This window comes from Bacteroides ndongoniae, from assembly GCF_900108345.1.
GTDB lineage: Bacteria > Bacteroidota > Bacteroidia > Bacteroidales > Bacteroidaceae > Bacteroides > Bacteroides ndongoniae.
Genome location: NZ_FNVV01000013.1, coordinates 574,286 through 587,983 on the forward strand (window position 1 = coordinate 574,286; position 13,698 = coordinate 587,983).

Annotated in this window: 8 protein-coding genes, 3 tRNA genes, 1 rRNA gene and 1 riboswitch; of the genes, 6 read left to right on the plus strand and 6 right to left on the minus strand. The window is 48.1% G+C overall.

From position 1 onward, the window contains the following. Nucleotides 1-23 precede the first annotated feature (23 nt). The gene (locus tag BQ5591_RS06590; RefSeq protein WP_071148840.1) at nt 24-1,052 is read left to right on the plus strand and encodes an N-acetylmuramoyl-L-alanine amidase family protein; all 1,029 of its coding nucleotides are present in this window, start codon (nt 24-26) and stop codon (nt 1,050-1,052) included. A gap of 58 nt (nt 1,053-1,110) precedes the next feature. Here the strand turns inward: BQ5591_RS06590 and BQ5591_RS06595 are convergent, their stop codons facing one another. Beyond that, nucleotides 1,111-1,431 (minus strand): hypothetical protein, encoded by a 321-nt coding sequence (locus BQ5591_RS06595; protein WP_022164044.1) that lies wholly within the window; start codon nt 1,429-1,431, stop codon nt 1,111-1,113. Between the two features lie 511 nt (nt 1,432-1,942). Beyond that, nucleotides 1,943-2,141, plus strand: a riboswitch (cobalamin riboswitch). Between the two features lie 181 nt (nt 2,142-2,322). On the opposite strand from BQ5591_RS06595, the gene nrdD reads away from it, so the two are divergent. Both nrdD and nrdG read left to right on the plus strand, forming a co-directional pair. After that, on the plus strand, nt 2,323-4,428 hold the full coding sequence (gene nrdD, locus BQ5591_RS06600; RefSeq protein ID WP_071149367.1) for an anaerobic ribonucleoside-triphosphate reductase: 2,106 nt from the start codon (nt 2,323-2,325) through the stop codon (nt 4,426-4,428). 31 nt (nt 4,429-4,459) lie between these two features. After that, nucleotides 4,460-4,942, plus strand: a complete 483-nt coding sequence (gene nrdG / locus BQ5591_RS06605) for an anaerobic ribonucleoside-triphosphate reductase activating protein (protein ID WP_071148841.1) — start codon at nt 4,460-4,462, stop codon at nt 4,940-4,942. A gap of 869 nt (nt 4,943-5,811) precedes the next feature. Here nrdG and BQ5591_RS06610 read toward each other — a convergent pair. The 5 genes from BQ5591_RS06610 to sppA all read right to left on the minus strand — a co-directional run bounded on the left by BQ5591_RS06610 (nt 5,812) and on the right by sppA (nt 10,828). Beyond that, a tRNA-Phe gene (locus BQ5591_RS06610) sits at nt 5,812-5,887 on the minus strand. A gap of 153 nt (nt 5,888-6,040) precedes the next feature. Continuing rightward, nucleotides 6,041-7,108 (minus strand): thiamine-phosphate kinase, encoded by a 1,068-nt coding sequence (gene thiL, locus BQ5591_RS06615; RefSeq protein ID WP_071148842.1) that lies wholly within the window; start codon nt 7,106-7,108, stop codon nt 6,041-6,043. Between the two features lie 33 nt (nt 7,109-7,141). Then, a complete protein-coding gene (locus tag BQ5591_RS06620; RefSeq protein WP_071148843.1) occupies nt 7,142-7,951 on the minus strand; it encodes a purine-nucleoside phosphorylase in 810 nt (269 codons plus the stop codon). After that, nucleotides 7,908-9,020, minus strand: a complete 1,113-nt coding sequence (gene lpxK / locus BQ5591_RS06625) for a tetraacyldisaccharide 4'-kinase (protein WP_071148844.1) — start codon at nt 9,018-9,020, stop codon at nt 7,908-7,910. Before lpxK ends, BQ5591_RS06620 begins: the two co-directional genes overlap by 44 nt. Nucleotides 9,021-9,043: 23 nt before the next feature. Then, on the minus strand, nt 9,044-10,828 hold the full coding sequence (sppA, locus tag BQ5591_RS06630) for a signal peptide peptidase SppA (protein ID WP_071148845.1): 1,785 nt from the start codon (nt 10,826-10,828) through the stop codon (nt 9,044-9,046). Between the two features lie 922 nt (nt 10,829-11,750). Here sppA and BQ5591_RS06640 point away from each other — a divergent pair. The 3 genes from BQ5591_RS06640 to BQ5591_RS06650 all read left to right on the plus strand — a co-directional run bounded on the left by BQ5591_RS06640 (nt 11,751) and on the right by BQ5591_RS06650 (nt 13,564). Continuing rightward, nucleotides 11,751-13,279: ribosomal RNA gene (locus tag BQ5591_RS06640) — 16S ribosomal RNA — on the plus strand. 125 nt (nt 13,280-13,404) lie between these two features. After that, a tRNA-Ile gene (locus BQ5591_RS06645) sits at nt 13,405-13,478 on the plus strand. 12 nt (nt 13,479-13,490) lie between these two features. Further along, nucleotides 13,491-13,564 (plus strand) — tRNA-Ala (locus BQ5591_RS06650). Nucleotides 13,565-13,698 lie beyond the last annotated feature (134 nt).

A 13,698-nucleotide genomic window follows, 5' to 3' on the forward strand; every position in this document is an offset into this window, starting at 1 on the left:
TCCAAAATATTGATTGTAGATTTATGATTCGTATTCTGTTCGTATCCTTTCTTTTGGTTGTATTTTCTTTTGCGGTTTCGGCGCAGGAGCAGTGCGACACTCCGAAAGCTGGTGAAGGTATTTCGACATTTCTTGAGCGCAACGGCCGACCGGGAAGAAGTTATTATAAAGAATTTCTTGAACTTAATAAAAAGGCCTTGCGTGGTAAGGAAGAGCTGCGTCTGGGCGTGAAATATCAGTTGCCGCCTTTGCATGCAAAAGGTAGCAGAGGAGGAGAAGATAGCAGGCACCGGAAATCGGGTAACAGGAAAAGTGTGATTCACGAGCCGCTTTTCGGGAAGAGACTGGCGGATGTAAAGGTGACAGGCAACCGTCTGCAAGGAGCCTGCTTCTATGTAGTGAGTGGACACGGAGGTCCTGATCCGGGTGCGATAGGTCGGATTGGGAAAACCGAGCTGCACGAGGACGAGTATGCATACGATGTAGCGCTGCGACTGGCACGCAACCTGATGCAGGAAGGAGCCGAGGTGCGTATCATCATACAAGACGCCAAGGACGGTATCCGCAACGACCGTTATCTGTCGAACAGCAAACGTGAGACCTGTATGGGCGATCCGATTCCTTTGAACCAGGTAGCAAGGCTGCAACAACGTTGTGCGAAAATCAACGAATACTATCGCAAGGATCGTAAAAAGTATAAATATTGCCGGGCAATTTTTCTGCATGTAGACAGCCGTAGCAAGAGTGCACAGACTGATGTGTTCTTTTATTATGCTCCGCAGAGCACGCTGGGTAAGCGGCTGGCTACGGGGATGAAGAATACTTTCGAATCGAAATACGACCGGCATCAGCCTAACCGTGGTTTCGAAGGTACTGTCAGCTCGCGTCGTCTGTATGTGCTGCTCAATGCTTCGCCGACAGCCGTGTTTGTCGAACTGGGCAATATTCAGAATGCTTTCGACCAGCGTCGTTTTGTTCTTAGTTCCAACCGTCAGGCTTTGGCCAAGTGGATGATGGAAGGCTTTATCGCAGATTACAAACGTTCGAAATAGCAATCCCGATTCATCGCGAACCGGGACTGCCAATAGGGGTATTTACATTCTGAAGAGTTTATTCTTTGACAGGCTCACCATTTTCGTCCAAAATGACTGTCAACTCTTGTTCGTCTGTCGTGACGAGAACTAACTTGTAGATTTTCTTGCCTTCTGTTTCTTTCACATAGGCTTCTTTCACACTTGCGCCTTCGTTTGTTGCTGCCAGTTTCTCGACAAGGGATTGCGGCAGTGCTGAAGGATCCATTTTTACAAACTCATCTTGCGGAGCGGTAGCTTCCGTTGCGTTTTCTGTTACAGGTGGGGTTACTTCTTGTGCAAACGTTGCAAAAGTGCTTACTCCGAGAATCATCGCTACTGTTACTAATACCTTTTTCATAATCGTTTAAGTTTAGGTGAATATTCAGGTTTTATTTTCTCACTCATAAACTGTAGTGCAAAGGGAGTGCCAACAGAAACAGCGATTTGTGGCATACTGTATTTTGTCTGTTAATGTCTGTTTATGCTCTGTTGGACGATGCGGTTGTATGTTTGTATGATAAAAATCCTTTTGGGTTGTTTCTTACAAGATAGGGGAATTGTTTGAAAACAGGCATTTTAGGCTCTTATCTGGGCAGAAATGTTTTCTTTTTATTTCCATACCGCGTGTTCCAGTGCCGGATATGCAGTTCGGGTATCGCTTTCAGAAATGTTAGCCTGTACTTACGTTTGTTAGCAATATTGCTGCAAAAATCGGGCAGACGGTTGGCTGACTGGAAGTGGGGATATTGTAGAATTTGTGCTACAATGTTGGGGAATAATTACCCATTTGGCGGTATCTTTCGCCTTGTTTCCCATCTTTCGGCTGAAAAAAACTTCCGGTTTCTTTCTCTGCCTTTTTGTTTTTTCTGCTATATTTGCCGCGAATTGGTTTCATGCGGATATTCATCTTCGTGAATTAAAAGGGAATCGGGTGAAAGTCCCGAACAGTCCCGCTGCTGTGAAGCTCCATTCAACGTTCCGACAATTACTCTTGCCACTGGTCAACTGAACTGGGAAGGTGTCGGAGCGGGAGTCAGTCAGAAGACCTGCCATTTTCATCAAAGGCCGTTTTTACTCGTGGGATAGAAAAGCGGTGCGAAAATATTCAGTAATTAAACTTTTTGTGGGAAAGGCATACCTGAGGAAGAGGTGTGTCCGCAAAATGCCGGCTGTAGCCTTCGGGAAGCCATATTGTGTGCGAACAGTGGTTTATTGGCCGGACAAAACAGGAAAAACAATGAAAACAGTGATGGAAACCAGTGACTTTACAATTGTGAAGCGGGACGGATCGGCCGACCGCTTCTCGCTCGACAAGATAATGAATGCCATTATCAAGGCATTCCGTTCGGTGAACGAGCCTGTCAGCCTGAGTAATGTTTCGAAAATCATCAGCCGGCTCGACCTGTACGACGGCATCAAGGTGGAAGAGATTCAGAACCTGGTAGAGGAAGCCCTGATGCGCGAGGGGCATTATCGGGTGGCAAAGTCGTTCATGCTTTACCGGCAGCGCCATGCGGAGGACCGCGAAGTGATGGACGAACTGAAGTTCTTGTCCGACTATTGCGAGGCAACCAATGCCGCTACCGGTTCGAAGTACGATGCCAACGCCAATGTGGAGCATAAAAACATCGCTACGCTGATCGGCGAACTGCCCAAGTCGAACTTCATCCGCCTGAACCGCCGGTTGCTGACCGACCGGATGAAGAAAATGTATGGCAAGGAACTGGCGGACCAGTACCTTGACCTGCTGACTCACCACTTTATATATAAGAATGACGAGACGAGTCTGGCCAATTATTGTGCTTCCATCACGATGTACCCCTGGCTGACAGGCGGTACGAAGTCGATAGGCGGCAACTCGACGGCACCCACCAACCTGAAGTCGTTCTGCGGGGGCTTCGTCAACATGGTGTTCATGGTTTCGAGCATGTTGAGCGGAGCTTGTGCCACGCCCGAGTTTCTGATGTATCTCAACTATTTCATCGGGCTGGAGTACGGCCGTGAGTATTACAAGGAGCCGGAAAAGGTGGTGGACCTTTCGCTGAAGCAGCGTACGGTCGATAAAATCATTACCGATTGCTTCGAACAGATTGTCTATTCCATCAATCAGCCTACCGGGGCGCGCAACTATCAGGCTGTCTTCTGGAACATTTCGTACTACGACCGTTACTATTTCGAAAGCCTGTTCGGCGACTTCTTTTTCCCCGACGGAAGCAAGCCCGACTGGGAGGGGCTGAACTGGCTGCAAAAGCGGTTTATGAAGTGGTTCAACCGGGAACGTACCAAGACGGTGCTGACTTTTCCGGTCGAGACGGTGGCTCTGCTGAGCAAGGACGGCGATGTGCTAGACCAGGAGTGGGGCGATTTTACAGCCGAAATGTATGCCGAGGGGCATTCCTTTTTTACTTATATGAGCAGCAGTGCCGACTCACTGTCCAGCTGCTGCCGCTTGCGCAACGAGATACAGGACAACGGTTTCAGCTATACCTTGGGAGCGGGTGGCGTATCGACCGGTTCGAAGAGTGTGCTGACGGTGAATATCAACCGCTGTGTGCAGTATGCCGTCAATCATCAGCTCGACTACAAAACGTTTCTGACCGATGTCATCGACCTGTGCCACCGGGCGCAGCTGGCTTATAACGAGAATCTGAAAGCGTTGCACGAACATGGCATGTTGCCCCTGTTCGATGCCGGCTACATCAATATGGGGCGGCAATACCTGACGATTGGTGTCAACGGTCTGGTTGAGGCTGCCGAGTTTATGGGAATCAAGATCAGCGACAATCCCGATTACCTGCGTTTTGTGCAGACCATTCTCGGACTGGTCGAAAAGAAGAACAAGGAGTATCAGACGAAGAATGTCCTGTTCAACTGCGAGATGATTCCGGCCGAAAATGTGGGTGTGAAGCACGCCAAGTGGGACTTGGAAGACGGCTATTTCGTACCCCGCAGCTGCTATAATAGCTATTTTTACGTGGTCGAGGACGATTCGCTGAACATCATCGACAAGTTCAGGTTGCACGGCGCTCCCTACATCGAACACCTGACGGGCGGTTCGGCTCTGCATATGAACCTCGAAGAGTACCTTTCGCAGGCACAATACCGGAAGTTGCTGAAAGTGGCGGCGGAAGAAGGATGCAACTACTTTACCTTCAACATCCCCAATACAATCTGCAACGAGTGTGGCTACATCGACAAGCGCTACCTGCGCGAGTGTCCCCATTGCCACTCCAGAAACGTAGACTACATGACGCGCATCATCGGCTATCTGAAGCGTGTCAGCAATTTCTCCGAGGCCCGTCAGCACGAAGCCGCCCAGCGCTACTATGCGGTGGCCGGCAACGAGTTAGATTGAAAGTTTTTAGTTTGTTGTTAATAAATAAGTTATGCTTAAGTATGTCAATGCCGGCATCGTGTTTCAGGAAATTCCCGATGAAGTGACGCTGTCCATCAATCTGTCCAACTGTCCTTGCCGTTGTCCGGGTTGTCACAGTTCGTACTTGTGGGGCGATGTCGGCAAACCTCTGACTCCTGTGGCATTAGATGAGTTTCTTGCGAAATATGCTTCGGACATTACCTGTGTCTGTTTCATGGGAGGCGATTCCGATCCGGCTGCTGTCAACGGATTGGCGGGCTATCTGCGCCAACGCTATCCGCAGCTGAAGGTGGCCTGGTACAGCGGACGCACCATCCTTTCACCGGCTATTTGCAGAAGCCGTTTCGACTATATCAAGATAGGTCCCTACATCCGGCATCTGGGAGGGTTGCGCCAACCTACCACCAATCAGCGCCTGTACAGGATAGGTACGGCCGACGAATTGATAGACATCACTTCCTGCTTCTGGAATCGCAACCGGCTCATCGGGTAATTCTTCTCCATTTTTTTCCCAGTTAGGCAATAATTTTTTCCTAACTGGGCAATATTTTTTTCCTAACTGGGAAAAAATCCGGCGGCAGTTGCTGTGTGGAATACTCGCGAGCGATGCTTGCACGGCTCGTGAGAAACACTTGTGTGGCTCGTGAGCGACACTTGCACGGCTCGCGAGCCATGCAAGCAATACTCGTGGGAGTTGCAAGCAAAACTCGGGGCAATTACTTGTGAAACCCGAGGCAATTGTTTGCAAAACTCGTGGACTTTGCAGGCAAAACCCGTCGGCATTGCTTTCAAATCTCGCCGATATTGTTTGTTATACCCGGCAGCATTGCTTGTTACGCCGACTAACCATCAATGTTACGCTGCTAAAGTAGGTTATTATGGGCGCCATGTGGGACTTTAGTGGGTGAAAGATGGATACGCGGACTAAGCGGAAGAGACGGACTTACACGGATAAAAAGAAGAAAAGGGAAAATTGCCTTCACGCTTTCACCGGGAATTTTCTATACTGAAAATCAGTAGAATATGGTGAAAGATAAAGTTTCATTTTATTTTAGAGAATCTTTAAAAATCCGCGTTCATCCGTCCTGTCGGCTTAGTCCGCGTATTCATCTTTCACCACAATCTGTTCACCTTCAGTAGTTTATGGTGAAACTTCATCCGGCAAATCCCTGACAATAATATTGTTTTTCTGACGGTTTTATCGTCTTCTTGCACTGTAACTGGTTTATTTTGAGTAGGTTGAGGTGAAACGTCATGTTGAGGATGTGCAGAGTAAGGTTGGAAAAATATTCAGGGTGAAGGTAGAATTTAGATAAAAGAAAAATCGCTAACAGATTGTTTGTATCTGTCAGCGATTTGCTTTGGTGGTGTCACCAGGAATCGAACCGGGGACACAAGGATTTTCAGTCCTTTGCTCTACCAACTGAGCTATGACACCATCTCTCTTGAGGTTTGCGGTTGCAAAGGTAGTGAAAGTTTTGGACTATGCAAGAGAAAAATAAAGAAAAAACACTGATAAAAAGGTATGTGCCTTATTATCAGTGTCTATTATACGTCAAATAAATGTTACTTTCGGAGGAAAACCTTTTGTTTAGACGTCGGTTTCGGACGAAGGCGTAGTGTTGCCCCCGTCTTTTAACGGATTCCAACCTTGGGCTTTCAACTCAAATTCCTGCCCGTCGCGGGTGATGAGGGCACAACCCAATTCGGGTTTGGTGATGTGGCCTATCAGTTTGACACCTTCCATTTCGGACACCTTTTCGTGGTCGGCTATGGGGACGGTAAACAGCAGTTCGTAGTCCTCTCCGCCGTTCAGTGCGCAGGTGGTCAGGTTCATGTTGAACTCTTCGGCCATGACAGCTGTCTGATAGTCGATGGGGATGTGTTCCTCGTAGACCCGGCAGCCGACTTTGCTTTGGCTACAGATGTGCATCAGTTCGGACGAAAGTCCGTCGGAGATGTCCATCATGGCTGTGGGCTGTACGCCGGCAGCGGCCAGCCGTTCGATAATGTCCCGGCGTGCTTCGGGTTTGAGCTGGCGTTCCAGCAGGTATTCCTTGCCGGCAAAGTCGGGTTGTACATCTTTGTCGGTACCTTTGAGGGCAATCTTTTCGCGTTCCAGCAGCTGGAGGCCCATGTAGGCAGCACCTAAGTCACCGCTGACGCATATCAGGTCGGTTTCCTTGGCTCCGTTCCGATAAACGGTCTTGCCTTTTTCCCCTTCGCCGATACATGTGATACTGATGGTGAGTCCTGTATAGGAAGAGCAGGTATCGCCGCCAACAATATCAACATGGTAGGCTTCGCAGGCCAGACGGATGCCGGCATAGAGTGCTTCTATGTCTTCTACACTGAAGCGTTTGGACAGACCCAGTGATACGGTGATTTGCTTGGGCGTACCATTCATGGCGTAGATATCGGAGAAGTTGACTACGGCAGCTTTGTAGCCTAAGTGCTTCAGCGGAACATAGGTCAGGTCGAAGTGAACGCCTTCGAGCAGCAAGTCGGTAGTGACCAACACTTCTTTCTCGGCCGGGTAAGACAGCACGGCGGCATCGTCGCCGATGCCGTACCGTGTAGATTCATTTTGAGGTTCGATTCCTTCGGTGAGGTGGTCTATCAGTCCGAACTCGCCGAGGGTAGCTATTTCTGTTCTCATTATTAATACAATGTAATGGTTGTTTTTATGTCATCAGGCACGGTTGATAAGCTCGCGCATGATTTCAGTCATAAGAGGTTGTGCGGCATCGGCTGCTTTCTGCACCTCTTCGTGCGAAACTTCTACGATTTTGCCTTCTACGCCCAGGTCGGTGATGACGGATACGCCGAATACTTTGATGCCGCAATGATTGGCAACGATGACTTCGGGTACGGTAGACATGCCGACAGCATCGGCTCCCAGAATATGGAACAATTTATATTCTGACGGAGTCTCGAAAGTGGGGCCTTGGGTTCCCAGGTAGACACCGTGCTGCACCTTGATGCCTTTTTCGGCAGCGATGGCATCGGCCTTGCGAATTAACTCTTTATCGTAGGCTTCGCTCATGTCCGGGAAACGCGGGCCGTAGGGAATGTTTTTGCCACGCAGCGGATGTTCGGGGAAGTAGTTGATGTGGTCGGTGATAATCATCAGGTCGCCGATTTCGAATGCCGGATTGGTTCCTCCGCTGGCATTGGAGACAAACAGTGTCTTGATGCCCAGTTCGCGCATGACCCGTACGGGGAAGGTAACTTCTTTCATAGAGTATCCTTCGTAGTAGTGGAAGCGTCCTTGCATGGCCATAATGTCTTTATTGCCCAGTTTACCGAAAATCAGTTTGCCGCTATGGCCTTCTACGGTCGATACGGGGAAATTGGGGATCTCCTCATACTTTATTTCGTATTTTTCGGTGATTTCTTCTGCAAGACTGCCAAGGCCTGTGCCAAGGATGATTGCTGTCTCCGGATGGGTGTGCATTTTACCTTTCAGGTAGGCTGCTGTTTCTTGAATGCGCTCTAACATAGTCTATTATGTTTTGATTAAAATTATGTTGTTGATTTTGTAAAATCTCTATTTCTATCGGTACTACATAAATGTAGGGTTTGATTTCTTCCGGCAAGTTGGGATGATGTTTCAGTCGGACGGCATCTTTCTCGGTTGTAATGATCAGCCTTTCCCATTCTTTTAACTGATAGAACTTTTCCACGATTTCCTGCAAATCTTTCGAGCGGAAGTCGTGATGGTCGGAAAAGGCCATCAGATGCACATGCTGTGTGTATGATTTCACTTCGTTCAGCAATGGGGTAGGCGAGGCTATACCTGTTACCAATAGTACTTGTTCGGCTCCCGTCAGTGATGAAAGGGTTTGGCGGCTTTTGGCTACTTCCGGAAAAAGAGGCATAGGCATGCCGTAGCGGAAAGTAGAGAAATATAACTGCTGGTAAGGGTACAGATGCAACCGTTTGGCTATGAGGTTGAAATCGATCGGTTTGATGTCTTCCGGACATTTGGTTACGATAACGATTTGTGCCCGGCTTTTCCCGTCGGCTGATTCGCGAAGACGTCCTGCGGGTAACAGCGTGTCATCGCAGAACAGACGGTGATAGTCTGTCAACAGAATGTTAAGTCCGGCTTTGACATGGCGGTGTTGGAAAGCATCATCCAGAAGGATTACATCGACAGGCGGTGACTGCAGTTTGAGTAACTGTTCGATGCCGTGGCAACGGTTTTCGTCTACTGCTACCTGTATGTCGGGAAACTTTTGTTTCATCTGACATGGCTCATCACCTATCTGCTGGGCAGTACTTTTCGGCGAGGCAAGCAGATAGCCTTTTGTGCGCCGTTTGTAGCCGCGGCTCAGCGTAGCGGGGTGAAAGCCTTCGTTTTGCAACAGCTTGATAAGGTATTCGGTATGCGGCGTTTTTCCGGTTCCTCCTACCGAAAGATTCCCAATACAGATTACAGGCAAGTCGAAACTCTTTGACTGGAGCCATCCCCAGTCAAAGAGTTTGTTGCGTATGTCTGTCCCCATTCTGTACAACCATGATAGGGGAAGCAGTTTGTAATCTATTTGGGTAGTTCTTTCTTCCATGCTTTCTTGTTGCCTCTGTTGAATTATTGAATGTTCAGCTCGAATGGAATACGTGCCTGGATACGTTCGCACTTGTCGAAGTTTTCCAATACGCTGAAAGGCTTATAGTATTCACCAATTTTCCCGCTCAGCATACGGGCTTTGACGTAATTGTCCGGACGGGTTTCCATCAGGCTTTCGAAAAATCCTTTTGGGGCGGGATAAGACATGACGGTGTAGCCGCTTTCGATGCCGGCTTTATTGATGGCTATTTCGAGGGCTTTGTCCAGTCCGCCCAGTTCGTCAACCAGTCCCAGTTCTTTGGCTGTACTACCAGTCCAAACACGGCCTTGGGCTATTTTGTCCAAGTCCTCTTTGTTAATGTCGCGTCCGTCGGAACAACGTGTCAGGAAGAGATCATATCCTTGATTCACATACATTTGCATCAGACTTTTCTCTCCGTCGTTCATGGGGCGGCCCAATGCTCCGAAGTCGGCATACTGATTTGTTTTTACGACATCAAATTTCAGTCCGATTTTGTCGGTTAGTCCTTTTACATTAGGGAACATGCCGAAGATGCCTATCGAACCGGTCAGTGTAGTAGGCTCGGCTACGATGGTGTCGGCATTGCACGAGATGTAGTAACCGCCGGATGCGGCATAGTCGCCCATCGATACGATGACGGGTTTCTCTTTTTTCAGTTCGCTTACGGCATACCAGATTTGTTCAGAACCGTAGGCACTTCCTCCGGGCGAGTTGACGCGTAATACGACGGCCTTTACGTTCTTGTCGTCTTTCAGTTTCCGAAGGTCTTTGATAACCTCGCTTGCTACGATCATCGGTTCGGTTCCCGATGCCAGAGGTGAAGTGGTTTCGTAATCTATAATTTCACCACTTGCATAGTAAACGGCAACAATGTTACCGCTTTTGTCTTTCGGCACATTTTTCTTGACGTTGGTCATGGCTTCGAGTCCCAGAACGGGCAGATCATCGTCTTCGTCAATACCAGCCATGCGTTTCAGGTAGTTGCGTACGTCGTTCTTGTATATCAGGGTGTCGGCCAGTCCGCATTTGACAGATTCTTCGGCTGGTTGGAAGAGCATCATGCGGTCGGCGGCGGTATTGAGTTCGTCAACGCTGATGTTGCGCGAAGCTGCTACATCTTTGGTTATCTGTTCCCAGATAGAGTTCAGGTAGACGGTGATTTGCTCGCGGTTGGCCGGACTCATTTCAGTAGCGATGAATGGTTCGACAGCCGATTTGTAGGTACCTACCTTAAATATCTGCATCTCGACACCGATTTTGTCCAGCAGATCTTTATAGAAGATGGGGGAGGCGGCAAGGCCTTTCCACTCAATCATACCTTTAGGATTGAGCAGTACTTTGTCTGCTACGCTCGACAGATAATAAAGTCCTTGTGTATAGGTATCGGCGTAGGCAACGATGAATTTGCCCGATTCTTTGAAGTCTTGCAAGGCATCTCTTATTTCTTCCAGCGAAGAATAGCCGCAGGTCAGGTAGTTGGCTTGTATATAGATACCTTTAATATTTTCGTTTTCCTTGGCTTTCTTGATGGACGAAAGAATGTCGTCCAGGCCATATACGATATAGTCATCACTGAACAGAAGACTGAGAGGGTCTTCCGGGTTTCGCTCATATAGTGTCCCTTGTAGATCGAGCATCATGATGGAGTTCTTCTTTACGATGGTTTCCGATTCGGTGGTAGAAGCCATGCTGAACAGCACGAGAATACTGAGAAAAAACAGTATCACGCTTGAAACAATAATACCAGTAATGGTTGCTAATGTAAATTTCAGAAAATCTTTCATTGTTTTGAGTCGTTTAAACTGCTAACTTTTTTAAGCTAACAAAGATAAATAATAGGATTGATATTTGCTATATCTGTCGCCGCTTTTTTCGTTTTGTCACAATGAGTTTCCGGTTTTTAACTGATGCTTTTTGAGTAAAGTCTTTATTTCTTTCGATGGATAGCTCTCCTTTCCTCCGCTTTGAGGTTTTCTTTTCCCTTCCTTGTCCTTCCCTTTTGCCCATTTAGTCCCTATCTTTCCCCCTTTTTCCCTTTTTATCCCTTTTCTGCCTTTTTTCTCCTTTCGCGCGCACATGTGAATATATAATGTGTCCCCTTTCTCTTTCCCTACGATACCTTCTATAAAAACATGTTCTACAACATATCTCTAAATCAGCTATTTAGCAAAAACTTCATCAAAAAGTTGAAAAAAGTGCTAGATATATTTGGAGCATAATTAAAAACCCACTACTTTTGCACCCGCTTTCGAGAACGAGAGCAGCGACGAAATGACATTCTGAGATACGCGGAACAAACGATTCGCAGTTTTAGATCTTTTTCTGCTTACATTCTGTAAGGAAAGTAAGCCAGGCGGTAATCTTTGTCAAGCAGCGCTTCACAAAGAACCCCTGAAAAGGAAAAATGAAAAAAAACTTCGAGAAAATTTGGAAGATATGAAATAAAGTTCTTATCTTTGCATCCGCTTTCCGAAAGAAAAGCCTTCGTCAAGAAGAAGCGATCTATGAAGAGATTACATAAACAATACGTAGTACAAGAGCGGAGAAATGAAGATTGCAAAGTCTGATTTCTCCGGGTAAAGAAGAACCGTCAATGCTCTTTCCTTATATATATAAAGAAAGAGAAAAATTGAGAACTTCGGTAAATCAATCGGTCGTCCTGAACAGAGCAAATGCCGACAGGTAACTGTCGCAAAAGATATTCTTACAATGAAGAGTTTGATCCTGGCTCAGGATGAACGCTAGCTACAGGCCTAACACATGCAAGTCGAGGGGCAGCATGATTGAAGCTTGCTTCAATTGATGGCGACCGGCGCACGGGTGAGTAACACGTATCCAACCTTCCGCTGACTCGGGGATAGCCTTTCGAAAGAAAGATTAATACCCGATGGCAAAGGATTTCCGCATGGATATCCTTTTAAAGGATTCCGGTCAGCGATGGGGATGCGTTCCATTAGATGGTTGGCGGGGTAACGGCCCACCAAGTCGACGATGGATAGGGGTTCTGAGAGGAAGGTCCCCCACATTGGAACTGAGACACGGTCCAAACTCCTACGGGAGGCAGCAGTGAGGAATATTGGTCAATGGGCGAGAGCCTGAACCAGCCAAGTAGCGTGAAGGAAGACTGCCCTATGGGTTGTAAACTTCTTTTATACGGGAATAAAGTCATCCACGTGTGGATGTTTGTATGTACCGTATGAATAAGGATCGGCTAACTCCGTGCCAGCAGCCGCGGTAATACGGAGGATCCGAGCGTTATCCGGATTTATTGGGTTTAAAGGGAGCGTAGGCGGGCTTTTAAGTCAGTTGTGAAAGTTTGCGGCTCAACCGTAAAATTGCAGTTGATACTGGAAGCCTTGAGTACAGTAGAGGCAGGCGGAATTCGTGGTGTAGCGGTGAAATGCTTAGATATCACGAAGAACTCCGATTGCGAAGGCAGCTTGCTGGACTGTAACTGACGCTGATGCTCGAAAGTGTGGGTATCAAACAGGATTAGATACCCTGGTAGTCCACACAGTAAACGATGGACACTCGCTGTTGGCGATATACGGTCAGCGGCTTAGCGAAAGCGTTAAGTGTCCCACCTGGGGAGTACGCCGGCAACGGTGAAACTCAAAGGAATTGACGGGGGCCCGCACAAGCGGAGGAACATGTGGTTTAATTCGATGATACGCGAGGAACCTTACCCGGGCTTGAACTGCAGCGGAATTATCCGGAAACGGATAAGCGAGCAATCGCCGCTGTGGAGGTGCTGCATGGTTGTCGTCAGCTCGTGCCGTGAGGTGTCGGCTTAAGTGCCATAACGAGCGCAACCCTTATATCCAGTTACCATCAGGTCATGCTGGGGACTCTGGATAGACTGCCGTCGTAAGATGTGAGGAAGGAGGGGATGACGTCAAATCAGCACGGCCCTTACGTCCGGGGCTACACACGTGTTACAATGGGGGGTACAGCAGGCCGCTACTTGGCGACAGGATGCCAATCTCCAAAACCCCTCTCAGTTCGGACTGGAGTCTGCAACCCGACTCCACGAAGCTGGATTCGCTAGTAATCGCGCATCAGCCACGGCGCGGTGAATACGTTCCCGGGCCTTGTACACACCGCCCGTCAAGCCATGAAAGCCGGGGGTACCTGAAGTGCGTAACCGCAAGGAGCGCCCTAGGGTAAAACCGGTGATTGGGGCTAAGTCGTAACAAGGTAGCCGTACCGGAAGGTGCGGCTGGAACACCTCCTTTCTGGAGTGACGTCCGAAATGATGAAGTTCGGATGGTTCTCTTACCGGTCTCTTGTACCTGCGTGATTGTTTTACGATATTGCGAGAAAAGTAGAAGCCGAGCCGAAAGGCGAGGGTTAGACTGACAGTCCTATAGCTCAGTTGGTTAGAGCGCTACACTGATAATGTAGAGGTCGGCAGTTCAACTCTGCCTGGGACTACCTGAAGATTCTGGGGGATTAGCTCAGCTGGCTAGAGCACCTGCTTTGCAAGCAGGGGGTCAACGGTTCGAATCCGTTATTCTCCACTTATGTGATGGGATGCCTGAATTTTGATTCTTCATTCATAATTCTTCATTCTTCATTCACGACGATCTATGACATGATGTACAAAATGAAAGTAAAAGTTGAAAGCTGAAAGTATATATCGACTGCTGTGTCG

Excerpts from the sequence above, each read along its gene's own strand:
- BQ5591_RS06590 (WP_071148840.1), top strand. The coding sequence starts at position 24 with ATGATTCGTATTCTGTTCGTATCCTTTCTTTTGGTTGTATTTTCTTTT.
- BQ5591_RS06620 (WP_071148843.1), bottom strand. The coding sequence starts at position 7,951 with ATGTTAGAGCGCATTCAAGAAACAGCAGCCTACCTGAAAGGTAAAATG.
- nrdG (WP_071148841.1), top strand. The coding sequence starts at position 4,460 with ATGCTTAAGTATGTCAATGCCGGCATCGTGTTTCAGGAAATTCCCGAT.
- nrdD (WP_071149367.1), top strand. The coding sequence starts at position 2,323 with ATGGAAACCAGTGACTTTACAATTGTGAAGCGGGACGGATCGGCCGAC.
- thiL (WP_071148842.1), bottom strand. The coding sequence starts at position 7,108 with ATGAGAACAGAAATAGCTACCCTCGGCGAGTTCGGACTGATAGACCAC.
- sppA (WP_071148845.1), bottom strand. The coding sequence starts at position 10,828 with ATGAAAGATTTTCTGAAATTTACATTAGCAACCATTACTGGTATTATT.
- lpxK (WP_071148844.1), bottom strand. The coding sequence starts at position 9,020 with ATGGAAGAAAGAACTACCCAAATAGATTACAAACTGCTTCCCCTATCA.
- BQ5591_RS06595 (WP_022164044.1), bottom strand. The coding sequence starts at position 1,431 with ATGAAAAAGGTATTAGTAACAGTAGCGATGATTCTCGGAGTAAGCACT.